This is a genomic window from Pseudomonas sp. Emmai (genome assembly GCF_055179735.1).
On record NZ_CM143685.1, the window covers coordinates 6,670,168 to 6,695,085 of the forward strand.

The following is a 24,918-nucleotide window of genomic DNA, read 5'->3' on the forward strand; positions in this document are numbered from 1 at the left end:
GGATGTAACATTTGGCACGTAGGTTGTGCTTGCTGCTATAAGGTACGCAAGCAGTGGGCAAAACCTAGCACCTGCACTCCTATGATCTAAGGACGACTTCATGAGTAGCATTTCCCCAATAATCCCAACTCAAAACTGCGAAAGATTCCAAGCATTCTGCGATTTTTTGCGCTCAGCTCCAGTAAAGCCTGTCACGGGTGTGATGATTGAGGCAAGCCCTAGGCACCATGAAGTCATCGAAGTGACTATGAATCCTCAGCCGGAAAGTCTGATTTCATACTGTTGGTACAACTGCATTGACCATACTTTATTGAAAGGAGGAAATGTTATATTTGGGTGGTTGCTTTGGGCGGATGCGGATTATTTCATTGCCCAACATCATGCTATATGGATGGATGATGAAGGAGCTCTTTTTGATATTACTCCAAATGCAATTTCGTCTGAAACTGTGCTGTTTATGCCAGACAATCGCGCCCCCTTTGATATTGATGAGCTGAGAGCGCCAGCAAGTTTGAGATGGAAATCACCGGATGAATATTTTTGGATCATGGGTCCACTCAAGAAAAAACATTTCTTCATAGGTCGTATGGAACCAACGGCAGAAGAATCTCAAAGAATTGAAACAACGCGACTGAATCTTGCGAGCCGACATGAACTAATTTCTACTCTTGAGATATCGGCCAGTAATATTTTATATAATTGCCTAATAAAAAATTTCGACGACATTGAGAAGCTAACCTCAGTTCAGAGCACTAAAGAATTTCAATTACTCATTCAATTAAATGAAATATTAAGCAAAACACCTCGCCCACACTTGACTAAAACCAGCTACGACTGGGAGACATTAGTAGGAGCCTGGAACGATCTTCATAATGCCGCAGGAATTTTAGACCGTGATCACAAAAATATTTTACATGAAATTTCTGAGCTGTTTCGAGTTAACTCCCCAGCTGCATTGATGCTACTAGGTAGTCTAGTGAATCATGACGTTCGCATCATCGGAAAACTAAGTATCGACAAGCGCCAAGAGTGCCAGGACTTGGTAAGAAAGGCCAACATAGCAATCCGTGATTTTAGACTTGCGCTACTCCAATACGGCTCAGTTGACGCCATGGACCGCTTTTTCGGAATGAGCCATGACATCGATCGGCGCGATGTGGAGTTTCAGACAATAGACGTGAAAGGTTTGGTTGTCTACTTGGATACAAATGCTGTATCGAATCTTTTGAAAAAAAAGGCGGGCAGAGCCATGTGCCTAGAAAAGCAGAAAAAAGGTTTGGTTTCATTTGTTTATAGCTCATACCTAGTCGCCGATGCAGTCAATATGAATCCTTTTTTCCTCAAAGACTACATAGACGAACTTTTGGCGCTTACCCAAGGGCAAATGATCGGTACCATAGATCATATACCCTGCTTTGTTAAGGAAGATATCACTCGCACCTTAGCAAGGACAGAAAGGCAGAAAGCAGCCGCCAAGGAATTTGAGAAACAAAAATTCATCAAGGTTATCGAGCATTATCATGAGTACCCTGAGTTCAGAAGGGGGAAAGCTTTAAGCAGTGCCTTGGCCGAATCTGGGGCCGATTTTTTTGCAAAGAGCGAGAATAAAATTCTCGCTGACCATGCGCAACTGCGAAGGAGCTTCCAGTTCCGTAAATATGCCACCGAGTTCATTGAGTCAGGAAGGGTGCAGGTGCTTGAGCCTCACGAGATAAGAGGCGCAATTCATGAATTGCTTGAGGTTCTGGACTTTTGTAACTATGGAACTGAGTCGGTAAATTTCTCGAATTTCAAAAGGATTGCAAGCAGCTATCGTGATAATGAACATATAGGCCATGCCCGAATTGCGGATTATTTTGTTACCGATGACGAAAAGTTGAAGGTTCGCGGCAACCTGATCTATCCTATCGTCGGCGCACGCACGCAGGTCATTGGCGTTAAAGATTTTCTTGATAAGTTGCCTACATTTTAACTCTCTCTGACTGCAATGATGCTAGTGTCGGCGAGCGGGCTTTGGGTCAAAACCTCGTTTGGATTGACTGCTTTTGGCCGCTCTCTGCCGGTCATCGCTGCGGCGTGTGTCAGTAAAATCGAATGCAACCCGGTTGTCGCCACGGATTCAATTAACTGGTCAGTGTCAATGCAAATGGGTGGTCAAGTCCATGCAGTTGCGCACTGTAAACGCATAGTGTGCAAAGAGCCGCCTATAAAAAGGCGGCTTTTTTGTATCTGAAATCGCTGATCTGAACTTTTCCGAACGGTATCAGCTCACATTTCTATCACAGCATATCGTGTCACCGAAAGCTAGCTGGCTAAGTTGATTTCCGCCGCCTCCACTCCATCAACATTGGCGCGAATGCCATAGCGAAAGCTGCACAAAATAATCCGTTTGCAACCTCAGCAAACGCGGGAAGCTCAAACACACCGTCGACTAGCTTGGCAACCAAACTCAGAGCCAACAGGCTCCCTGGCCATCGAGCATATCGGAGCGCTTCAAACCTCAGATTATCCAGCATCAATAGGTTGAGACGGACGCTTTTACTCTCAGGTACCGGGGCCGAGACCACAGCAACAAGTTCAAGTAGATCCAGGGTTCGATCAGCCTCGCTATTTGTTTCCTGTCTTTTGTGCAGTCGACGGTGATAAACCGTGTCTCTGACCAGGTCTTCAGACGGAAGATCCTTCAATTGATGCCATCTGAAGGACGCCACACCGTACTCCCGTAGCAACGTCACCGAGGTATAGGGTCTCTGGAGTACTTGCAGGTATCGCCCGTCTAACAGAGCGAACCACTCATCCTGCCGCGTTGCTGGCTCTATGAGCTGAATTCGTTTGGGAGCAGGATAATTCTGCTCATCAACCCAGGCAGCAATCGGTTTATTACCATGCGTACGCATGAATGCAACACGATGCTTACCTTCATGCGCAGTCAATATGGCCAAGGGCTTGTACCAGGTGTAAAGAGCCTTATTTGACCACGTAAAGTTAGTCGAGTAGCTCTCAATCCTCTCCGCTATCTCCTTTTCAGGGACGTCTTGAGGCTTCCCCTTGATGCTTGCACCAAGGACATAGCGAGGATCAACAAGGGTTTTGAATCGCTCCGACTGCGATTCCTCCCAGTCGAGAAAAGGCACAACAGTACGTAGAAATGAATGCCCCCAAAAAGCGCAGGTACCACTACTGTCCATCCAGTCGTTCTGATACTCCTGCTCAAAATAATATCGGGAGTTCATATCCATCGAGAATTTAATGGTGCACAACGCCCGTGAGGCCCCCATCATCCGATCAGAGACCCCAAGGGACAGAACGCCCACCTTGCCAGCCATCTCGCTCACTAGCACACTCCTTCCCTGCAACCAGAATTAGACAAGGGCACAACAATGTCGCAAGACGACGAACTATTCCATGTGCAGTTGGGCAAGGACCATCCTAACTACCAAAGCGTCGCCCTCCGCCGCAGGCCTGGCTACGTGAACTACGAGGTGGTAGAGGTCGACGTGGAGAAGCTGATCCACTATTCCAATCAGGACGTACGGGGGTATGTGCTTGCACCAGTAGAGGATTGGCAACCGGACAAGCGGGAAGGGATTTTTAGTTTCTTAGCACCACCTGGGCCTCGGGAGCAGCCAGTCGAAATGCCGGTCATCTCTTTCAATGAGCGGGATGTCGTTCAATACGAACGAAAATGGCGGTTTTTTAAGAAGGCCGTGGTGTATCGCTTGAAATACATCGGGTACACAAACGGTCGCCATCGCACGCGCTACCTGCATTTTGCAGGAGCGAAGCGGATACCCGTGATGTGCCACATTTCGGAGGTCAACGCATTGAAGGCCCACTGCGCGCCCTAGATCCGCTGCAGGCCTTCTAGATTTCACAGAAGCACGCATTTAGACCGAATACCTACGACATGCAGTAAACCTCCCTGCTCAGAGCTTTTCTGAACAGCATGAGCATCAAAAAAAACCATCTTTTTGCCAAAAAAATGAAATTAATTATAACCCCTTGAATTACTGGCAATTTTTCAAATCACAAAAAAGCCAAGATATACCACGCTGGTAGTTATATGGCGACACACCGAATACCAAACTTATCCATCTTGGGCAATCCGTGTCACCAACAAGTTTGACAGCAACTAACTTACGCTCATAATCGTCTAACTTCTCCACAAGCTTGCAGACTCCCGAGCGCTGCTCAACCTGCATCAACAAAGGTGAAAACCACGATGAACACTGAAGCATATTTGGTTGGAAAGTTTGGCGCACTAATGCAGCTGTCTGATTTGGCCGAGCTACTTGGACGCTCGACAGATGGGCTAAGGGTCTCACTCTACTCGGACACCGACCTATCGAGAAAACTTAAACCCACCATGATACGGATCGGCCGCCGCATATACTTTCGTACGCAGCAAGTCAATGTAGCACTACAGCTTGAAGCACCAAAAAGCGAAGCACACGTTCAATAATACTGACCTGAGGTAGATTTACTATGGGTCGGCAACGGACGATCAACGACAAGAAATTTTGGAACTCACCCAAGATGGCTGGGCGCACTCAAGAAGACCGAGCAACTCTCGTCTATCTATTAACATGCACCTCCAGCAACATTGTTGGTAGTTATTCTATCGTCCCACGGATTGCTGCGGCAGAAATGGGATGGGACACAGAGTCACAATTCATGCCAGTACTGAAACGCCTCTGTGACTCCGACTTCATAAAATACGACGCCGAAACCAGCTTCGTATGGGTTCGCATTTGGTGGGAACATAACTCCCCGAAAATGGCGCTAGCGCCAACGCTACGTCAGAAATCCATCAAGCAAATCAGAGAAATGCCTGCGCATTGGATATCAGACTATCTGGATGACATGGCGGAAAGACTGCAAGAGTGCGACGAGTATCGCGAGATGCTAATCCAGGAATTCCAAGCGTCGAGCCAAAGCGTTAATCAGGGAGAAAACCACCGCTGTGACGCTACCGATAGGGTATCGATACCCCATCGCCAGCCCATGGACAGGCCTGTGGATGACTATAGTTCCCAGATCAATGGAGAAAACAACAAGGCTACCATCCACCCCGAAGCCGGGGGTAGCCGGAGAGGGAAGCCAGAAGGTCATGCCCAAGAAAACAGGGTATCAGTACCCTATCTATCCCATATACCTAGGGGGGCGGGTAACTATAACCCTAACAATAACTATAAAAATAACAATACAACAACAAACCGCCTGATTTTCCCTCACGAACTGTCTCGGGCAGCACAGGCATCAATAGAAGAAGCCCTGCTACAGGTTTCAGATACAGACGCGCAAAAATTACTAGATGAGTTGGCGGCTGCGATTGCAGCCAAAAAAGTAAAGACAACCATCACGCAGTTATTCCACGGGCTTTTAAAAATTTACCACCAGGGGAAACTTCAACCTAGCAGTGGTGCAATAGCCATTGCAGACAAAAGGTCGCAGAACGGCGGTGTCGGGCAAGAAGCGATAGCAACTTTAAAAAGAAAGATGCTAATCAATTGACCAATGGAGCAACGACAATGCAGCTACAATTCAAGGAACTTGAAAACTACTGCGATAGCCTGGAGCACTCCGGCAACATCCAGGTCATTTTGCACGCGCATTATGCAAAAGGCTTCGCGCTGACTGTATCGGACGGCACAATCGAACACCCGGTAACGGATGAGCAAAACCATCCATACTGGTTCAGAACTGTAGAGATGGCATTGGATGAGCTTGCCAATATCCCCTACTTATCAGACAAAATAATGATAGACCGCACATCTTGGTCATAAGCTCTTCGCTGTAACGGAGAAGCATACTCATCAAGCAATCTTATTATTGAACGCAGTAAATTTTTTAATACCCTAAGAATGCTTCGGCGTACTGGGTGATGGGACTGAAAAGAAAGTCCCTGACAGGTGGGAACAGTAGCTCGATAGAAAGAGCCACCGGACAAGCAGCGGAAAGACGCGCCGTATAGACCACATCCCAAGAGCGCCGCAAAGGCGTACTGGATACGGGCCTTAGACAAGCCCTGACTGGCGGGAACAGTAGCTCGATAAAAAGAGTCGCCGGACAGCTGGAAAGACAGCTCTGCGTTCGCCCCAACCCGATTAGGAGCGACAACATGATTTTTCACCTGAGATCGTTCGCCATCATCAGCGCACTCACCGTACCAATATCTGCGCAGGCCCAAATCCCGGTAACCATCACCAGCGACATACCCGCAACGTTGAACCAAGTACAAACGATGGCTCAATGGACGCAGCAAATTGCCGGGATGAAGCAGCAGTACGACCAGATGCAAACGGATTATCAGCAGATGGTTCGCCAATATGAATCGACCACGGGCTCTCGTGATCTCGGCCAGATAATGAATAACCCCAAGCTGAGGAACTACCTGCCAAACGACTGGCAAGACGTTTACGACAGCGTGAAAAAAAGCGGTTATTCAGGGTTGAGCGGATCGGCCAAGAGCATCTATGAAAATAACCAAGCCTACGATGGATGCGCTCACATCGTGAGCGAGCTCGAGCGCACTTCTTGTGAAGCGCGATCAGTGAAGGGGGCTCAGGATAAAGGATTCGCCCTGGAAGCTTACGGCGCGGCCCAAGCACGTATGGGGCAGATTGATCAGCTCATGGCCGAAATCAACAACACTCAAGACCCCAAGGCCATCGCGGAGCTGCAAAGCCGCATTTCGGTTGAACAGGCAAACATTCAGAACGAGCAAACAAAGCTTCAGATGTACGGCATGGTCGCCGCCGCTGAAGACAGCCTACAACAGCAGCGGCAATCCGAACTCAATGCAAAGAGCAATGCACGTCGTGGATGGGTTCGTCCTCAGGCAGTCCAGCTCAACAGCCGTGGAGAATAGCCATGATCACCATCATCCATCTGCCTCTGATCCTGATCTGCTTCTTCATAGCATTTTCGATTCACCGATTCTGGGCCTGCGTCCGTCAAATGGGGTTCACGAAAGAGATTAATGCGCGAGCGCCGCTGATGGTTCACCGAGACGTATTCGCCGCCGCGTTGGTTCTAACACCCTTCATGATCGCAGTAGCCGACTGGTCCAGCCTTACCCTACCAGGGCACTCCACTCCGATCTCATCGACGCTGTCCGTATGGATATCGATTGGCCTCCTGGTAGCGAGCTTGTTCACATTGAGGGACTCCCTTGAACGTGTTGCTGGAAGCTGGGCCGGAACTCGTGAGAGCGTGCTGCGTACCGTTGCAGCGCTGCGCATCATAGACGACCTTACCCCCATCAAAGCTTCTGGCCTGGCTGAGGTACCTCACACGAAGGTTGAGCATCAGCCCCATCAACACCGCCAGGATCGTGGCGACCACGGAGTGGGAAAATGAGGACTTTTCTAACGTTTGTATCTCTGGCTGCCGCCCTCTCGGGCTGCGGGGATTCGAAAACTCATGATGTCGATTGGTATAAAAAACACGACGTCGAAAGGACGTCGGTGATTTCCAGTTGCAGCAACTCCCCTGGAACCCTGGCTATTTCTCCTAACTGCGTAAACGCAAAGCAGGCAGAAGCGCAGCTAGCCAACTCACGTCGAGGCTGGCTCAACCCAGCAACGACCAAAACAGAGGGGCGGTAAAAATGGATAGCCCTATGCTGTTCCAGTTTCTAGGAGAAAGCATCGATGCGGGCCTCAGCTCTTTCGTCGAGGCCACAGCGGGTAGTGTGATCAACTCGTTCACTACGCTGGCTGTGGCGTTTGCGACGCTCTACTACGTTTTAGTAGGTTTTATGATGATCACCGGCCGTGTAGAGCAGACCGGGTCCACATTCTTGATTTCATGCGGGAAGTTTCTGCTGATCGCAGGGTTCGCGCTCAACGTCGATAGTTACATGACCTGGGTCGCCCAAACCTTGCAGGGACTCGAAACAGGCGTCAGCTCCGCATGGGCCGGATCTAACGCAGACTACCAACCCAAATCCGTCTATGAGCTCATAGACGGAGCACTGGGCAAGGGCTGGGGGATATCCGGTGATCTTTGGGAGAGAGCGGGCAATCGAAGTTGGCAGGAAACCAACATGGCGTTCGGAGACTACTTCAACGCAGTGATCATTGCCCTTGCCACAGGAATTATCGCCATCCCGGCCGGGGGAATGATCGTCGTTGCGAAAGCGGCCTTGGTCATCATGTTGGGTATTGGCCCGATGTTCGTCATGTGCTTGATGTTCCCCGCCACGCAACGATATTTCGATTCGTGGCTCGGTCAGGTCATGACCTACATTTTTCGAATTGCTCTGATGGCTACGGTGCTCTCACTAGCCGTTGTGATCTTCAACAATCTCGTGTCGGCGGTTGACCTAGAGAGCGATCAGAATACCCTGTTCACATCATTCCTATTGATTGGTGCGACGGTGGTTCTAGCTCGCCTCCTTGACGAGATGAATACCGTCTCAGGGCAGTTAGCAGGCGGCATGTCATTAGCCACCTTAACCTTTGGCCGTATGGTGGCCGGAGCCACTTCACCACTGAGAGTGGCCGGCAACACAATAAATCGCCAATCGACAAGGCGCGATATGCAATCGGGCATGATGGTCACCGGGGGCAGGCTCAACCATTTGGCGGCGGGCAATACCATGTGGAACCCTGCGTATCGGCAACATGTCATGCAGAACATGGGGAAAAACTGGGGGCCAGCCGCAGGGGGCAAAACGAGTCAGTAAAGGGATCAACGACAATGGATCGACCTCGCCTAGGCGGGGTCTTTTTTACCCGTAGCAAGGAGCAACTCAATGCCCGTGATGTTCATGCCGGAATCGGGGAGAAACCGGTACTACGTCTACCATTTGATCAATACAGCCAACGAGCTTCCGTTCTACGTCGGGTACACCTCCGACCCTTATGGCAGGTATCGGACACATGTGAAGAAAAACCCTGGAACGCTTGAGGGCGCAGCACGCTGGAGGCTCATCAAAGCGTTGGCAGATGCAGGTTTGGGTTTTGATCTAGTGGTACGTCACTCATTTCGCTACAGGGGAGATGCAATGAGGCACGAAAGCGCGGCGATCAAGGAAATGCTGCTGAGAGGGGCCCCAATATTGAATTACCCAGCGAAAGACATCTATCAGAAGCTGGGCAAACACCTTGCAGGTCTCTCCAGAACTGAAGATCTATTCAAATAGCGTATGACGGGTCAAGGGGTTGGTGCGGCCCGCAGACGCGAAGCGGCGAGGACTCGGCCCCTTTACGTGGCAGAAGCGTCCAACGCTCACGGCATGGGTGCAGGGGATCAAGGCCGTAGGCCTTCCCCGGCCCCCTTGACGTCAGAGGGCGACTCGCTCCCTTCCCGCTTGCGGGAAGGGCGGGGGGATGGGTAATACTCGAAAACGCTAACCAATTATAAATAAACGATTAATCAGAAAAACAAGACAATTTCAGCGCGTACTTGACTCAGTTCCATACGTTTGAGAACACGAAACATGTTCTGGAGGCTCTATGCCCCGCAAACAAGCGCAATACGATTCTGACAACTCCGCGCCCTGCTTGGGCAACCCCTTCGGTTGCATCCCGTGTCCGAACTTGCCGGACTGGCTGCGGGGGCAGGTACGGCGGGCGGAGCCCTTGACCTCCCCCCTGGCGATAGGCTGACGCTTCCTGTGGTATCAAGGGTACGGCTACGCCCGGCATCCTCACCCGTTCGGTGCTCGCCTTCGGCTCCGCTCCGCATGCGGCTTCCGGTGCCGCCCTTGACACCACATCCAGCAAAAACCTTGGTACTTTGGTGCATACAAACAACGATGCAACCGAAGGCATACCTACGTTCAACCCAATAGCAAGGAGTCCGCATGACCTCAGAAAATCAAGAACCGAGTCAGCATCAAGGAAGCATCGAAACACGCAACATCGACGAACAGGGCAAGGAACATCAGCTGTCAGGCGCCGAGCAGAACAAACGCAAGGAAGCTGTCGCCTATGCAGCTGCCTCCATAGGTCTGTCTGGACTCAAAATCACAGAAAGTATGAGGCTTCTTGGCGAACGCTACATTGACGGCGACATTGGCCTGGAAGAGTTCGTGGCGCTCTCGCAGCAACAGCTCCCCCTATGATAACCAGGCCCGGCTGGCACCATATCTCTTGTTCATGAACAAGAACTGGACCAAGTGGAGATCTAGCGCAGGATAGGCATTCGCCGGGAAGCTGTGCCACACAACGTAATTTCTGCTACGCATTTTCTTCGTTCATGAACAAGGGCAGAACGAAGTAAAAACCTAGTGCAGGATAGGCTTTCACCGGAAAACTGTATTACACAACGTCATCTCCCCTAGGGAGTTTCCTTGTTCATGAACAAACTTTGAAGATGATGGAGCACTAGTGCAGGATAGGCTAACCGCCGGTTAAATGTGCGCACACATTTAGCACGGCATGGCCTTGCAAGTTTCGTTACCGTTGATGGGGGAGTATCTATGGAGAGCTCAAGTCGTGCCTTGAACATCCACCTGGGAGCAGATCTAAAAGCCCGCTGGGCGGATCACTGCCGTGCTTTGGGTAAGTCTCCAGGGGCTGCAATCAAAGCGGCCATTGAGCAACAACTGGCGCAAGCAGCAGCAAACCCAGAGCCAAAAACTTACCAGCAAGTCGCAGAGGCTCCGCCCCGCGATCCCAAGCAACGCTTTGAAATCCTGCTGACCGCTTCGGAAAAAGCAGCTATCACAGAGCGAGCACTGATAGAGCGGTGTTCCATGCGGCGCTGGATCATCGACGCAATCCGCACCGGCTTGACCCACGAGCCACAGTTCAGCATGGATGAAATCGACGCATTAGGTGAATCTAACTATCAACTTTTGACTCTAGGGCGAAATCTCAACCAGATTGCACGCCGCTTGAATGACGGCGAGAATGAGAAAGTAACTTTAGAGAGGATCGAAGCGTTGAGCGGATTGATTCGAAAGCATACTGAAGTCGTTAGCCGGTCCATTCGAGCAAGCCTTGAGCGATGGAACATCGAATGAGCGCTAGTTCGTTGGCACTATCCAATAGCGGTTAACGACCCATCTATTCTTGTGTGCACCTGAGCCACGAAACCAAAATAGAGACTCTTTCATAATGTCAAGAAAATTCTCAGTAGAGGGAGCCGTAAATCTCTACTCAAGTAGTCCAAGCATACTTTTCGCATCCGAGCTTTATTTAGCTAAGGAATACGACGAATTACGCAAAGATCTAGAACTTTGCAACCTGTACATCATCACGAATCGAAAGAAAATTCATATCGATCCCAGCTCATTAAAAGTAGAAGGCGCATGTATTAAAGGAATACTCATCGTCTGCAGGGATCAGGCATGGACGAGGCTAGAATTCAACTTCCCGATGCAAGCCGAGCATCATGCTGGCTCTCCAAGCGATGTAAAAATTCACAAAGAGTACTCAAGCAGTTACATCACGATCACAAACATAAATTCCCAAACAATTCGAATACCCACTTATATTTTGGTGGCAGGTAGCTGCGCAGACTTTCGCGAGGAAACCGATCTAGATGTTTTATATGTAGGAATAGGAATAGGAAAAACAAAACCGAGAATAGCAGTAGACCGCTTACTGACTCACTACCAACTTCAAAAGATACTAGCAAAAACCATCACCGACGAACCAGAAAGCGAAATAATTATTTTAATGTTTAGGTTCGAACACTCTCGAAAAATTCTAAGCAATGGTGGCGACTTAAGCTTAGACCCAACAGCTAGCGATGAAGAAGACGACGAGCATTTCACTAAACTACAAACTGCTAAACTCCCGAGGAAAAATAGAGTCCTTCTAGCAGAGGCAGCGCTAATAAATTACTTTAAGCCCCCTTATAACACGATGCATCGCAATACAAATTTCGCATCCCAAAAGAGAATGATCTTAACGAAAATGTTAGATGAGCAGGGGATTACAGGAGTAATCGTTGAGGTCTGCACCTCCAACATAAAATCCAGGCTAAAATCAGATACGAGACCTCCAAAAAGTCTTGAAGAGCTACTCCCTGGCGCTGACTTCAGCTGGCTAAGAGATGCAACCTTGGAGCAAAAAACCGCTGCACAAACTTGGTTAAGTGATGTTGCACATAGTTGCACAGTCAACATCCCGTTGACCTCCCCAAGTATTCGTAACACTTTCCTCCATGGTCTTTTTTAGAAATGTTAGACATTCAATTAGCACGCATTAATTAAACCATGCGACTATGATGTTACAACTGTACATTCCAAATAACGCTCTAATCCTGATGTGCAACAAACAGAACCAGCAGCTGTCAACTCAAGAGTTTCCACCTGATGTTTTATTCGGGCAACAATTGCTATTTTTTCAATTTTCATTGATGGTGCATTGTACAGTTCCAAAAACTCAACTAATGCATTATCAGTCGAGAGAACCTCCATCCGAGAAGTCGCATGTTCACCTAGCGGAATTTGACTTACAGTCACCCTACTTACAGTCAACCGGTCAACCTCAGGATCACGCGAGATCGCAGCATAGACAGTGGAAATATTGAATCCTACTTTTTTTAGACTTGCACCGTATTCAAACGCCTCCATCAACACCCGAACAAAACTCTTCAACGATACAGGGGGTTTTATTATCTTCAACAAAGACGCGTCTTCCGAAATTTGCATAACTGTGAAGTCAAAATAAACATATCGTACTAGCTTAATTTCTTCTACATCGCCAAAAGGAGTGTCCATCTCCTCAACAGTTTCAACCCTTTCAATGAAACGAGCGCGCACTATATCAGTGGTAATATCTACCAGTTCGAAACCCAAGCCGTTATCCCTTGAAAACGCATATTTCGCGATCGACGACACAACCGGTAAATCGTGATTTAAAATCAACCATTGCTGCTTACTTGACTTCATCTGATCCGCTCCCAGTAAATTCTTTACGGACAGCTTCGAGTGCAGCTATCGCCCCGCTTTCGAGCAATTTGAGCATTTTCTTCTCAACTGTTGCCTCACATGGCGTTCGATTTTTATTGTGAAATTCCTTATCATTAAATTTATATCTACCTCTAACGGCGTAGGAAAACTTCTCACAATGTTCAGGGTCCGAAAACTGAGCCTCTAGCTCATAAATGTCGGATTTTTCACTTGCGGCCAACGTGGTCCAAATGACTTTACATACATAGAATCCGGTTTTTAGCAGACTGCTTAGCTCTGGCGACGACAGCAAGCCCTCTCCTTTAAGCGAGGCTTTGGTGATATGAATACCTATATCATCTGAAGATGACGCGCTACCGGAAATTTTAGGGTTAAACACATAAACATCTGTAACATCTTTAAATACGTAGCCACTGAGGCTTTGCATCAGCCCTCTGAAAAATTGGGTCCGAAGCTTATTATCAGCTATAGAACGCATTTCGATTTCTTTAACAACTATTGTAGAGCCCCCACTATTTTTTGCGAGAAGGTCGACCAAAATAGATTTCGCGCCATCTATAAAATTATTTTGTGGACTTCTTATAGAAACACCTTCGTCAGTTGATTCAATCTCAAACACCCCCTCTCTCTCTACCGTTTGCTTAAACTCAGATTTATTACTATTATAATCCTCATATTTAATCCTTATCTCCATCTTTTTACCAACCCACACAAACTTCACCTCGGAGCCTGTCTCCTCCAACTTCTCTTTGAGTGCTTGGGCTACAACCTCTAATTTACTTTCACTAAAAGTGTTAGCCAAATGGGCTATGGTGCTTCTTTCTCTTCTATTATCAGAACCAAATATTCCCGCAATTTTCTGATGATCATAATAATCATGATTCAATCTACTGAAGTACATAGCAGATGTATCACGCTCAGTATCAGGAGAGATCAAAATCCCTCGACTCAAAAACAACTCCTTCATATCTGCATTTTTGAAATTATATTGAAGCAGCGCGTCATACACTGCTTTATCTGACGCGTAGTACAGATGACCACTCTTCATTGATATCTCCACGCCAAATGACCAGGCATATAATTAGGAACAGTAACATTCACCATTTCAAACTCTATCCGCTCCAATTCTGATCTTTTGTAAGAGTCCATCCCCCAGGCGGCCAAATATAGATTTTTTGCCATTTCAAACTTGCTATGCATATCAGGGCTTGGACTATGATGCGCAACCCGAATTTTTATAGAACACTTACCGCGCAATATTTGAAATCTTGATAGCGAATCTAACAAGTACCTAAATTCGTGCTCAGTCGACCCATCTTGATTATAATAAATAATATAGCCTTCGTTATCTGATCCTGAATCAGGTTCTGACGGATCAATTTGACTAGTACCTCCATGTTTTACAATCATATAGGGGGAGCACATCAATTCTATAGTCGCAGGTAGGTTATCTGGATCCCCATGAGATTTGTGCAGGTAAAGATCCGGATAGAAAAATGAATAGTCTTTTATGGGGAACTCATTCTCCGCGTATAAATTTTTCATATCCGCCACTACCGTATATAGATATCTGATCCTCAACGCATCCAGAATGTGCAAAACCTGCCCTTCCTGAAGGCCTATTTTATCGGTATTTATAGGCTCTATCATTTTAAGAAAATCATTATGATAATCGCCATCATGATTATATATAAACAGCAACCCTCTTATTTCATACGATCTAGAGTCTAATATGTATTTACCTTGCCACTCCGGGCTTGACCTTGCACAATCAATGGTCTTAGCCAAAGACTCTATAGCGCCAGTGATACTTGCCGTGCTGATACTTGTTTTAGCATAACTTTTTAAATCAGTATTAAGCATTACAACCTTATTAAGGTAGGGATCGAAATACTTAAAAACCACATCAACGGGATGGGTATAGTTTAAAACTGCGGGAGCCTTAGCCGGCTTTTTTTTCGGCGGCGGCTTGTGCTTTTCTACCTTATGGCAGTTAAAGTTCTCGTCCATTACAGGAGTCGCCTCCCATTTAAACCATTTAAATATATCCTTGGTCACCCTGACTGCGACTTCGGAAATATTTGCAACTTCTCCACTCATATATTCACACCTTAAACCTAATACTGCGAGACAGAATGACACACAGGAAAGCTAAGTACTTATCCCCGAACAGCCTGGATTCTCCAGAGCTTTTTGGCCACCGTTATCACTTGCTATATGGTTCACGGTGGAGGCTACTGACACGTTAACTCGCATCAGATGTATGCGATCGATAATAATACGCGCACAAAAAAGTTTGCGTTTATATAATCGAATATAACCGCAGCATTGAAATGGAAGAGACTCTTGCTGAGAATCTGACTTCCTGTCATAGAACCCGCTGATCAACATCGGTCCCGTCCACGCATCCGTGTTCACCATCAAAATACACGGAATGGTAGCGTACAGCCATCAACTGCGATCATCTCAGCCTCCAGCCGCAGTAAACGAAGCCCATCCCGTAAAAAGCTCCCATCCGTCGAGCGCACAACAAGGTAGAAAGGCCGCTACAGGATGAGTACTTTTGCAGTACAGTACGCAGCTTAGGTCAGTTTCTACAGATTACGCTCAACACCTTTAACTACGGGCCCTCCAGCTATGCCAACCTACGTTCACCTACGGACGGTTTCTCTAGGCATATCAGCTCGCCCAGCAACTCATAATCCTTTGGTCCACGGTTCAAGTCCGTGTGGGCCCACCAAACAAAAAAGCCGCGCTGATGCGCGGCTTTTTCGTGTCTGGCGTTCTGGTTTTTCAGATGATTTTTGCTTCAATAAAGCAGCGGAAATGTCCACAAAGTGTCCACATTGATTTCCAGCGACACGAAGTCATCCGTAGACACAAACTTGAAATTGACAAACCGAACTTGAACTTTAGGATGGCTCAACCTATAAATACTATAGAAAAATACATGAGCCCTCTTCTTCCTTTTCCACTGCCAAAAAAGAAAGCGCTTGAAATTATTCGTGAGCTTTCAGAGGTATCGGAACGCATCTTCTACTCCCCACACGCTAAGGCGCGGATGATTGAACGAGGCGTGAACATGCCGGACGTGATGGACTGTCTGGGTAAAGGGCAGATCACCGAGGGGCCGTTTCAGCAACCGGGAGGTGATTGGAGATTTACTATTTCCTGGTTCAAAGCTGAGTCACCTCTCCAGGTCGTCGGGGCAATCGACATCGATGACGACGGGACATTTCTCGTCATAGTGACCACGATACAAAAGAAGGGATGAATTTTATGTACCACTACGTAGAAAGCGGCCTACCGAACGTATGGCTTAGCAATGGCTTCGTGGTGAAGGAGACCGCCTATGGCGAGTCTGTCGCCATCACGGATGTGAAGGGCCTCCATGACGTAATCGGCAAAGCCATCGCGGAGAAACCTTCAGTACTAACAGGTGCTGAGTTCAGATTTTTGAGGAAGGAGCTTGGCCTGTCCCAGGAAAGCCTCGCCGAGATTGTTGGTTTGACAAGTCAGGCTGTAGCGATCTGGGAAAAAACCGACAAGATCCCGATGGTAAACGACCGTTACTTGCGAGGCCTTTATCTTGAAGCCAAAACGGGTGAAGCGGATCTGATGGCGGCTATCAATACCATCAACAAAATGGACCACGAACTCTACAAACTGAATCTGGAGTTTGAAGGCGAATGGCACAACCAAGCATGCGCTTGAGTCTGAATGTTCTGTAAAGCCCGGCAAAAAATGCCGGGCTTTTTCTTCACCTGCGACTCCCCTTACTCAGGCAACGCATAAGCAATCACATAATCCCCGCGATCCGATGACTGTCGCGCCCCACCCACCGTCAGCAAGATGTATTGCTTGCCAGTCTTCGGTGAAACGTAAGTCATCGGCCCGGACTGACTGCCCACCGGCAATCGCGACTTCCAGATCTCATTGCCATTACCGGTATCAAACGCCCGCAGATAGAAATCCTGAGTGCCGGCAAAGAACAACAACCCCGACTGAGTCGCCAGCGAAGCGCCCAGCGTCGGCATGCCAATCGGGATCTGCAAGTGCATGCGAATGCCCAGCGGCCCCGTGTCTTGCACGGTGCCGACCGGAACCTGCCACATCAGTTTGTGGGTCTTGAGGTCGATGGCGGACATCGTGCCAAACGGTGGTTTCTGGCACGGGATACCGGCCGCCGAGAGGAAACGTTCGCGCATGGCACCGAATGGCGTGCCTTCCTGTGGCACAACGCCCATTTCAATGCCGCTGGCTCCAGCGGCAATCTTGTTGCGCGGGATCATGTAGTTGGCCAGGCCCAGGCGCATGTCGTTGACGAACATGTAATTCGTGTTCGGATCAACCGACACGCTGCCCCAGTTCATGCCGCCCAGGGAGCCCGGGAATTGCAGTGCGCGATCAAGGCCCGGCGGGGTGTAGACGCCTTGGTGGCGCATGCCTTTGAACTGGATGCGGCACATCAATTGGTCGAACGGGGTGGCGCCCCACATGTCGGATTCGGTCAGTGTCTGGTTGCCGATTGACGGCATGTCCACCGAGAACGGCTGGGTCGGCGAATAACGTTCGCCGGGGACGTTGCCTTGCGGTACCGGGCGTTCTTCGACCCGGGCGATGGGCACGCCGGTTTCGCGGTTGAGCAGGAAGATCTCGCCCTGTTTGGTGACTTGCGCCAAGGCTGGCTGAGTGCCGCCCTTGTCGTCCGGCACATCGTAGAGCAGCGGTTGCGCCGGCAGGTCGAAGTCCCAGAGGTCGTGGTGGGTGGTCTGGAAGTGCCAGCGCACCTGACCAGTCCTCACGTCGATGGCGACGATGGATGAGTTCCACTTGTCATCGAAGGCCGTGCGTTGGCCACCGAAGAAGTCAGGCGTAGCGTTGCCGGTTGGCAGGTAGACCAGACCGAGTTTGGCGTCGTAGGACATGGCCGACCAGACGTTGGGCGTACCACGGGTATAGGTCTCGCCGGCCGGCGGGCGCTTGGTGGTGTTCGGGTTGCCCGGATCCCACGCCCACACCAGTTCACCACTGCGCACGTCGTAGGCACGGACCACGCCTGGTGGTTCACCGGTGGAATAGTTGTCGGCCACGCGTCCGCCGACGATCACCACATTGCCCGCGACCAGCGGGGTCGAGGTTTGCTGGTAGTAACCCGGTTTGACTTCGCCCATGTCGGTTTTCAGGTCGACGGTGCCTTTGTCGCCGAAGTCTTCACACGGCTTGCCGGTATCGGCATTGATGGCGATCAGACGGGCATCGCCCGTCGGCAGAAACAGACGTTTCGCACAGGCCGTTGGCTGGTTATCCGACGACACAGGGGTTTCGGAATAACCCAGGCCACGGCAACGCTGCCAGTTCGGCGCGGTGCCTTGAGGGTCGAACTTCCAGCGCTGGGTGCCGGTGTCGGCGTCCAGGGCGAAGACTTTGCCGTAGGCGGTGCAGGTGTAGACCGTGTCCCCGATTTGCAGCGGGGTGTTCTGGTCTTCGGCGCCAGCGCCGGTGCTTTGCGGGATGTCGCCGGTGTGGAAAGTCCAGGCCACCTGCAACTTGCCGATGTTGCCTTTGTTAATCTGGTCCAACGCGGCGAAACGATTGCCGGCGGTGGTGTTGCCCCAGTGGGCCCAGTCTTTCTGTTCGGTGCCCGGTTTCACCGGGGTCACCGCAGGTTCAATGCTGGCCCTGACCACGTGGGTCGGCACGAACATGTAGGCCAGCGTGGCGACGACGCCCACCCCCAGAATGCCTGCCAGACCGTAGGCGCCGCGCCCAGCATGAGCGCCGGAAGCACGCACCAGCGTGGGATAAATCAGCGCGACAACCAGGCCGATCACGGCAAACGTCAGTACCCGCGAAACCAGCGGCCAGTAGTCGAAACCGCTGTCCCACACCGCCCAGATCGCCGTCAGAATCAGCGCCAGAGCGTACAGCCACGCTCCTTGCGGCTTACGACGGGCAATCATCAGCCCGGACACCAGCATCGCCAGGCCCATCAGCAGGAAGTACCAACTCCCTCCCAACGCAATCAGGTAACCACCGCCACCGGCCAGACCGAGCCCAATCAACGCAATCAGGACACCCAGCCCCCACAGCAGCCATTTGCTGCCGGCGGCAGCCCCAGAATTATTCATGTCGGAAGTTTTCCCCATTTGTGACAAGCGCGAAATGATGTACTACCTAGTTACTTATGGCAATTTGTCGCGGGTGAAAAAGTTCTGAACGGTCCTGAGGCCAGATCAAACCTCCGCCGGGCAAGCCGTGCTGTAACATGCCAACCCACCGATTTATGTTGCTGGAGACGACCTTTGCCTGACACCCGCCCACCCGTGCTCGACGAAATCGACCGCCAGTTGATCGCGGCCTTGCAGATCAACGCCCGTGAAAGCGTGGCCATGCTCGCGCGGCAATTGGGCATCGCGCGCACCACGGTCACTTCGCGGCTGGCACGGCTGGAGAAGGCCAAGGTCATCACCGGTTATGGCGTGCGCTTGGGTCAGCGGGTGGTGGATGGCGGGTTGCAGGCGTATGTCGGCATCACGGTGCAGCCGCGCTCCGGCAAGGAAGTGTTGCGCCGGCTCAGTGCGATGGCTCAGGTGCAGCAGCTGTGCGCGGTGAGTGGTGAATTTGATTACGTGGCGTGGTTGCGTACGGATTCGCCGGAGCAGCTGGATCAGTTGCTGGACCAGATTGGCAGCGTGGATGGGGTGGAGAAGACGACCACTTCAATCATCTTGAGCAGCAAGATTGATCGGGGGCAGCCGGTTTGAGTTTTGGACTGGTTGTTTTGTAGTGTCTTTGAGGGCCTCTTCGCGGGCAAGCCTTGCTCCTACAGGGTCGATGTGTAGCGATAGATCGTCATATTGATCTATAAGATGGCAAAACGACGACATATTGCGTCTTATTAACGTGTTCTACGCTCTCTAGAATGGCTGCCATCTTTTCCTATACTCAGACGCGCATCCCGCGTCGGGTCGCCAGCAAGGTCAGCCATGAACAAGAATAATCGCCATCCTGCAGACGGTAAAAAACCAGTCACCATTTTCGGCCCGGATTTTCCGTTCGCCTTCGACGACTGGATCGAGCACCCGGCCGGCCTGGGCAGTATTCCCGAGCACAACCACGGTGCCGAAGTGGCAATCGTCGGTGGCGGGATTGCCGGTCTGGTGGCGGCCTACGAGTTGATGAAACTGGGCCTCAAACCGGTCGTTTATGAAGCCTCGAAGATGGGCGGCCGTCTGCGCTCCCAGGCGTTCAATGGCGCCGAAGGCATCGTCGCCGAGCTCGGCGGCATGCGCTTCCCGGTGTCGTCCACTGCGTTTTATCACTACGTCGACAAACTCGGCCTGGAGACCAAACCGTTCCCGAACCCGCTGACACCGGCGTCGGGCAGCACGGTGATCGACCTGGAAGGCCAGACCCATTACGCACAGAAGCTGTCGGATCTTCCTGCACTGTTCCAGGAAGTGGCTGACGCCTGGGCCGATGCGCTGGAAGACGGCTCGCGCTTCAAAGAGATCCAGCAAGCGATCCGCGACCGCGATGTACCGCGCCTCAAAGAACTGTGGAACACCCTGGTGCCGCTGTGGGACGACCGCACCTTCTACGATTTCGTCGCCACCTCCAAAGCCTTCGCCAAGCTGTCGTTCCATCACCGCGAAGTGTTCGGCCAGGTCGGTTTCGGCACCGGCGGCTGGGACTCGGACTTCCCCAACTCGATGCTGGAAATCTTCCGCGTGGTGATGACCAACTGCGACGATCACCAACACCTGGTGGTCGGCGGCGTCGAGCAAGTGCCGCTGGGCATCTGGCGTCATGTGCCGGAGCGCTGCGTACATTGGCCGGCAGGCACCAGCCTCAGCTCGTTGCACCGTGGCGCCCCGCGTTCCGGGGTGAAGAAAATCGCTCACGCGCCGAACGGCCGTTTCACCGTCACCGACAACTATGGCGATAGCCGCGAATACGCTGCCGTCCTGACCACCTGCCAGAGCTGGCTGCTGACCACCCAGATCGAATGCGATGAAACCCTGTTCTCGCAAAAGATGTGGATGGCCCTCGACCGCACTCGCTACATGCAATCGTCGAAGACCTTCGTGATGGTCGACCGCCCGTTCTGGAAGGACAAGGATCCGGAAACCGGCCGCGACCTGATGAGCATGACCCTCACCGATCGTCTGACCCGTGGCACTTACCTGTTCGATAACGGCGACGACAAGCCGGGGGTGATTTGCCTGTCGTACTCATGGATGAGCGACGCGCTGAAAATGCTGCCGCACCCGGTGGAAAAACGCGTGAAACTGGCGCTGGATGCGTTGAAAAAGATCTACCCGAAAGTCGACATCGCCGCGCGCATCATTGGCGATCCGATCACTGTGTCGTGGGAATCCGACCCGCACTTCCTCGGCGCTTTCAAAGGCGCCCTGCCCGGCCACTATCGCTACAACCAGCGCATGTACGCGCACTTCATGCAGGACGACATGCCGGCCGAGCAGCGCGGGATTTTCATCGCCGGCGACGATGTTTCGTGGACGCCAGCCTGGGTCGAAGGCGCGGTGCAGACCTCGCTCAACGCCGTGTGGGGCATCATGAAACACTTCGGCGGTGAAACTCACGCCGAGAACCCGGGTCCAGGAGATGTGTTCAACGAGATCGGTCCGATCGCCCTGCCCGAGTAAGAGGAATCCGAAATGCGCGTAGCCCTTTACCAATGTCCACCACTGCCCCTGGACGTCGCCGGCAATTTGCAACGTCTGCATCAATTGGCGCTGGAGGCCAAAGGCGCCGATGTGCTGGTTCTGCCGGAGATGTTCCTGACCGGCTACAACATCGGCGTCGATGCGGTCAGCGTCCTCGCCGAGGTGCACAACGGTGAATCGGCGCAGCAGATTGCGCGCATCGCGAAGACGGCCGGGATTGCCATTCTTTATGGCTACCCCGAGCGCACCGAAGACGGCCAGATTTACAACTCGGTGCAACTGATCGACGCCCATGGCGAACGCCTGTGCAACTACCGCAAGACTCATCTGTTCGGCGACCTCGATCACTCGATGTTCAGTGCCGGCGGGGATGATTTCCCGATTGTTGAGCTCAACGGCTGGAAGCTTGGATTCCTGATCTGCTACGACATGGAATTCCCGGAAAACGCCCGGCGCCTGGCCCTGGCCGGTGCCGAGCTGATCCTGGTGCCGACGGCGAACATGATTCCCTTCGACTTTGTCGCCGACATCACCGTTCGCGCCCGGGCCTTCGAAAACCAATGTTATGTGGCTTACGCCAACTATTGCGGCCACGAAGGCGATATCCAGTACTGCGGCCAAAGCAGCATCGCCGCGCCGGATGGCAGCCGTATCGCCCAGGCCGGTCTGGATGAAGCGTTGATTGTCGGTGAGCTGGATCGGCAGTTGATGGTCGATTCCCGCGCCGCCAATCGCTACCTCATTGATCGCCGTCCGGAGCTGTATGGCGAGCTGAACAAGCGCTGAGTTACCGTTATCCGCTAGCATTAGCGCTTCTCTGCTCTGGAAGTGCTCATGCCTGCGTTGAATCCCCCCCGCCCTCACACTGAAACCCTGGCCAACGGCCTGCGGGTGACGCTGCGCCATGCCCCGGATTTGAAGCGCAGCGCTGCGGCGTTGCGGGTCGCGGCCGGCAGTCATGACGTGCCATTGGCCTGGCCCGGACTGGCGCACTTTCTTGAGCATTTGCTGTTTCTCGGCACCGAGCGCTTTCCTACCGGCGAAGGGCTGATGGCCTACGTCCAGGGGCATGGCGGGCAGGTGAATGCGCGCACCAGTGAACGCACCACGGACTTCTTTTTTGAGTTGCCGCCTCAGGCATTTGGCGGTGGGCTGGAGCGTCTGTCAGACATGCTCGCTCACCCGTGTATGAATCTGGACGATCAGTTGCGGGAACGGGAGGTGTTGCAGGCGGAATTTGTGGCCTGGTCCCAGGACGCTGCCGCGCAACAGCAACTGGCCTTGTTTGATGGGCTATCCGGGGCGCACCCATTGCGGGCGTTTCATGCGGGCAACCGAGATAGCCTGCCGGTGCCGCAGCCTGAGTTTCAGCAGGCGTTGAAAGACTTTTATCAGCGGTTCTATCAGACCGGGCAGATGACGTTGAGTCTGGCAGGGCCGCAAAGTCTTGATGAGTTGAGGGCGATGGCCGAAGCGTTCGGCGCCGTCATGACCCTGGGTGAAAAAGCTCTACAGCAATCGCCGCTTCCACTGATGGACGCTTCCGACAAAAGTTATCAACAGGCCGGCGAACGTCGGCTGGATCTGCTGTTTACCTTCGAAGCGCTTCCCGGCGCGTCAGCCCAAGCGCTGGAGTTCCTGTGCCATTGGCTGAACGCCGCGAAACCCGGTGGGCTGCTGGCCAAGCTGCAAGACAACGGGTGCGCCAACAGCCTGAAAGCCACCCCGCTTTACCAGTTCGCCGGGCAAGCCGTGCTGCACATCGAATTCAAGCTGCCCACCCAGACAACAGGAATCCGTGAACAACTGATGGATTGGCTCGGGTTCTTCACCGCCCAACAAGACTGGAACGGGCTGCGCGACGAATACGCGGCCCTGCAACTACGCCAACAGCAGGTCAGCAGCGCCCTGCAACGGGCCCAACGGGACAGTGAACAACTCGAACCCCGGCTGTCCGAACAGGGCGTGGCCGCCCTCAAGGACATCCTGAAACAAATCGGAGCTGTGGATAACTTCACCGGCCAATGGCAACTGCCGGCGCCTAACCCGTTTTTGCGCGCTGAAGAACCGCTCGCCAATGCCGGACTGATCCGTGGCCAGACCAGCGCCCACCGTGGTTTGCGCACCTTTGCCCAGGATCGGTCCCGTGGTCGTCGTGAACGCTCGCCGATGCAGTTCAGCCAAGCGTTACCGGGGAACACTGATGAAGGTGCGATTTACGTGCGCTGGCGGCTGGAGTCGAAGCCTGAGAGCGGCCTTCAGTCAGGCCTGGAACTCAGCCTGCAACCCTTGCGCGAAGACGCCCGCCAGGCCGGTGTCGATTTTTCCTTCAGTGCCACGGGCAACGAATGGCTGCTAAAAATGACCGGTCTGCAGGAGCCGATGCCAATCGTCCTGGAGCACGCGCTAACGGTTCTGACAAAAACGAATGCCGATTTCCCACAAGCCGAAACGACAAACCTTGGGTTGATGCCGATCCGGCAACTGCTCAAAGCCTTGCCCGAACATTGCCTTGAACACGCCACCGTCTCAGCCGATCTGCAACAACTCTGGTTGAGCGCCCGTTGGGATGGTCTCGCCGTAGGCCTGTCCGCCCAGACCCAAGCCGCCATGGGCGTTGCCCTGAGTCGTATCCCGGGTGTTGCGGACACTCAACTGACACCACCGCCCTCGATCAACTCGCAGCACCTGTGGCACACCGTCGACACCGATTCAAGCGAACACGCGTTGCTGCTGTTCTGTCCGACAGCCACCCAGGAAATCTCTGACGAGGCCGCTTGGCACCTGCTGGCGCACCTGTGCCAGACGCCGTTCTACCAACGCCTGCGGGTCGAGCTTCAACTGGGTTACGCCGTGTTCAGCGGTCTACGCCAGATAAACGGCCAAACCGGGCTGCTGTTGGGTGTGCAATCACCCAATGTCGCTACTGCCGAATTGCTGAAACACATCGAACACTTCCTGAACGGACTGGCCGACGGCATCGAGGCATCGACTTACCTCGCCCAACGCCAAGCCCTCGCCGATCAATTCGACAGCACCACGTTGCCCACCCTCCAGGCCGCCGAATGGCTGTGGCAGGCCAAGCTTGCAGGCCACTCGTCGGATTACCTGACGCAACTTCCTGAAGCAATTTTAAAGATCGACCGACAAGCATTGCTCGCCGCCGCCCAACGCCTGAACAACGCCGAAGGCGGTTGGCGCTGCCTGGCCAACACCGCTTGCCCCGGCGCACCCTGGCAAGCGGCAAAATGATCATTACGAACGCTGCAATTAGCTTTCTCAAAGTTTCACGGGCAAGCGCTCGGTAATTTTGAGTAACATAGCCACCTAACTATCTGAACATCTCCG

23 protein-coding genes are annotated in these 24,918 nt (G+C 52.1%); 18 read left to right on the forward strand and 5 right to left on the reverse strand.

Translation table 11 applies throughout. The features are described 5' to 3' along the window. Nucleotides 1-100 precede the first annotated feature (100 nt). On the forward strand, nt 101-1,972 hold the full coding sequence (locus ACY4LX_RS30715; protein ID WP_463258641.1) for a hypothetical protein: 1,872 nt from the start codon (nt 101-103) through the stop codon (nt 1,970-1,972). 340 nt (nt 1,973-2,312) lie between these two features. Here ACY4LX_RS30715 and ACY4LX_RS30720 read toward each other — a convergent pair whose 3' ends face one another. Further along, complete coding sequence (locus tag ACY4LX_RS30720) at nt 2,313-3,335, reverse strand: hypothetical protein (protein ID WP_463258642.1); 1,023 nt, start codon at nt 3,333-3,335, stop codon at nt 2,313-2,315. Nucleotides 3,336-3,380: 45 nt separating this feature from the next. Here ACY4LX_RS30720 and ACY4LX_RS30725 point away from each other — a divergent pair, with 45 nt between their 5' ends. From ACY4LX_RS30725 to ACY4LX_RS30775, 11 genes are all read left to right on the forward strand, one after another. Then, nucleotides 3,381-3,848 (forward strand): plasmid fertility inhibition factor family protein, encoded by a 468-nt coding sequence (locus ACY4LX_RS30725; RefSeq protein WP_463258643.1) that lies wholly within the window; start codon nt 3,381-3,383, stop codon nt 3,846-3,848. Between the two features lie 826 nt (nt 3,849-4,674). Continuing rightward, nucleotides 4,675-5,514: a hypothetical protein gene (locus tag ACY4LX_RS30730; protein WP_463258644.1), complete on the forward strand. Its 840-nt coding sequence runs from the start codon at nt 4,675-4,677 to the stop codon at nt 5,512-5,514. Nucleotides 5,515-5,531: 17 nt separating this feature from the next. After that, nucleotides 5,532-5,786, forward strand: coding sequence for a hypothetical protein (locus ACY4LX_RS30735; protein WP_463258645.1), 255 nt, complete (start codon nt 5,532-5,534; stop codon nt 5,784-5,786). Between the two features lie 335 nt (nt 5,787-6,121). Beyond that, the gene (gene virB5, locus ACY4LX_RS30740; RefSeq protein WP_463258646.1) at nt 6,122-6,871 is read left to right on the forward strand and encodes a P-type DNA transfer protein VirB5; all 750 of its coding nucleotides are present in this window, start codon (nt 6,122-6,124) and stop codon (nt 6,869-6,871) included. A gap of 2 nt (nt 6,872-6,873) precedes the next feature. Further along, nucleotides 6,874-7,362 (forward strand): hypothetical protein, encoded by a 489-nt coding sequence (locus ACY4LX_RS30745; protein WP_463258647.1) that lies wholly within the window; start codon nt 6,874-6,876, stop codon nt 7,360-7,362. Continuing rightward, nucleotides 7,359-7,610: an EexN family lipoprotein gene (locus tag ACY4LX_RS30750; RefSeq protein ID WP_463258648.1), complete on the forward strand. Its 252-nt coding sequence runs from the start codon at nt 7,359-7,361 to the stop codon at nt 7,608-7,610. The genes ACY4LX_RS30745 and ACY4LX_RS30750 overlap by 4 nt, the downstream gene beginning before the upstream one ends. Nucleotides 7,611-7,624: 14 nt before the next feature. After that, nucleotides 7,625-8,692, forward strand: coding sequence for a TrbL/VirB6 family protein (locus ACY4LX_RS30755; RefSeq protein ID WP_463258649.1), 1,068 nt, complete (start codon nt 7,625-7,627; stop codon nt 8,690-8,692). Nucleotides 8,693-8,761: 69 nt separating this feature from the next. Further along, nucleotides 8,762-9,151 (forward strand): GIY-YIG nuclease family protein, encoded by a 390-nt coding sequence (locus ACY4LX_RS30760; protein WP_463258650.1) that lies wholly within the window; start codon nt 8,762-8,764, stop codon nt 9,149-9,151. Between the two features lie 663 nt (nt 9,152-9,814). After that, nucleotides 9,815-10,075, forward strand: coding sequence for an antitoxin VbhA family protein (locus ACY4LX_RS30765; RefSeq protein ID WP_463258651.1), 261 nt, complete (start codon nt 9,815-9,817; stop codon nt 10,073-10,075). Between the two features lie 357 nt (nt 10,076-10,432). Continuing rightward, nucleotides 10,433-10,978 carry a plasmid mobilization relaxosome protein MobC gene (locus ACY4LX_RS30770; protein ID WP_463258652.1) on the forward strand — a complete coding sequence of 182 codons (546 nt, stop codon included), beginning with the start codon at nt 10,433-10,435 and terminating at the stop codon, nt 10,976-10,978. Between the two features lie 94 nt (nt 10,979-11,072). Further along, nucleotides 11,073-12,140 carry a hypothetical protein gene (locus ACY4LX_RS30775; protein WP_463258653.1) on the forward strand — a complete coding sequence of 356 codons (1,068 nt, stop codon included), beginning with the start codon at nt 11,073-11,075 and terminating at the stop codon, nt 12,138-12,140. A gap of 44 nt (nt 12,141-12,184) precedes the next feature. Here ACY4LX_RS30775 and ACY4LX_RS30780 read toward each other — a convergent pair whose 3' ends face one another. The 3 genes from ACY4LX_RS30780 to ACY4LX_RS30790 are packed head-to-tail and all read right to left on the reverse strand — an operon-like array spanning nt 12,185 to nt 14,977. After that, a complete protein-coding gene (locus tag ACY4LX_RS30780) occupies nt 12,185-12,856 on the reverse strand; it encodes a hypothetical protein (protein WP_463258654.1) in 672 nt (223 codons plus the stop codon). Beyond that, the gene (locus ACY4LX_RS30785) at nt 12,843-13,925 is read right to left on the reverse strand and encodes a hypothetical protein (RefSeq protein ID WP_463258655.1); all 1,083 of its coding nucleotides are present in this window, start codon (nt 13,923-13,925) and stop codon (nt 12,843-12,845) included. Before ACY4LX_RS30785 ends, ACY4LX_RS30780 begins: the two co-directional genes overlap by 14 nt. Then, nucleotides 13,922-14,977, reverse strand: a complete 1,056-nt coding sequence (locus tag ACY4LX_RS30790; protein ID WP_093429960.1) for a hypothetical protein — start codon at nt 14,975-14,977, stop codon at nt 13,922-13,924. The genes ACY4LX_RS30785 and ACY4LX_RS30790 overlap by 4 nt, the downstream gene beginning before the upstream one ends. A 628-nt stretch (nt 14,978-15,605) precedes the next feature. Here ACY4LX_RS30790 and ACY4LX_RS30795 point away from each other — a divergent pair. Continuing rightward, nucleotides 15,606-16,151, forward strand: a complete 546-nt coding sequence (locus ACY4LX_RS30795) for a DUF4258 domain-containing protein (RefSeq protein WP_463258656.1) — start codon at nt 15,606-15,608, stop codon at nt 16,149-16,151. A gap of 5 nt (nt 16,152-16,156) precedes the next feature. Continuing rightward, nucleotides 16,157-16,591 carry a transcriptional regulator gene (locus tag ACY4LX_RS30800; RefSeq protein WP_149659581.1) on the forward strand — a complete coding sequence of 145 codons (435 nt, stop codon included), beginning with the start codon at nt 16,157-16,159 and terminating at the stop codon, nt 16,589-16,591. Between the two features lie 62 nt (nt 16,592-16,653). Here ACY4LX_RS30800 and ACY4LX_RS30805 read toward each other — a convergent pair whose 3' ends face one another. Next, nucleotides 16,654-19,008: a glucose/quinate/shikimate family membrane-bound PQQ-dependent dehydrogenase gene (locus ACY4LX_RS30805; RefSeq protein ID WP_463258657.1), complete on the reverse strand. Its 2,355-nt coding sequence runs from the start codon at nt 19,006-19,008 to the stop codon at nt 16,654-16,656. A gap of 174 nt (nt 19,009-19,182) precedes the next feature. Here ACY4LX_RS30805 and ACY4LX_RS30810 point away from each other — a divergent pair, with 174 nt between their 5' ends. The 4 genes from ACY4LX_RS30810 (at nt 19,183) to pqqF (ending at nt 24,822) form a co-directional block, all read left to right on the forward strand. Beyond that, nucleotides 19,183-19,644 (forward strand): Lrp/AsnC family transcriptional regulator, encoded by a 462-nt coding sequence (locus tag ACY4LX_RS30810; RefSeq protein WP_007980298.1) that lies wholly within the window; start codon nt 19,183-19,185, stop codon nt 19,642-19,644. A 222-nt stretch (nt 19,645-19,866) separates the two neighbouring features. Next, the gene (locus ACY4LX_RS30815; protein WP_149659583.1) at nt 19,867-21,549 is read left to right on the forward strand and encodes a flavin monoamine oxidase family protein; all 1,683 of its coding nucleotides are present in this window, start codon (nt 19,867-19,869) and stop codon (nt 21,547-21,549) included. 12 nt (nt 21,550-21,561) lie between these two features. Then, the gene (locus tag ACY4LX_RS30820) at nt 21,562-22,356 is read left to right on the forward strand and encodes a carbon-nitrogen hydrolase family protein (protein ID WP_149659584.1); all 795 of its coding nucleotides are present in this window, start codon (nt 21,562-21,564) and stop codon (nt 22,354-22,356) included. Nucleotides 22,357-22,404: 48 nt separating this feature from the next. Then, a complete protein-coding gene (pqqF, locus tag ACY4LX_RS30825) occupies nt 22,405-24,822 on the forward strand; it encodes a pyrroloquinoline quinone biosynthesis protein PqqF (protein WP_463258658.1) in 2,418 nt (805 codons plus the stop codon). Nucleotides 24,823-24,918: the final 96 nt, after the last annotated feature.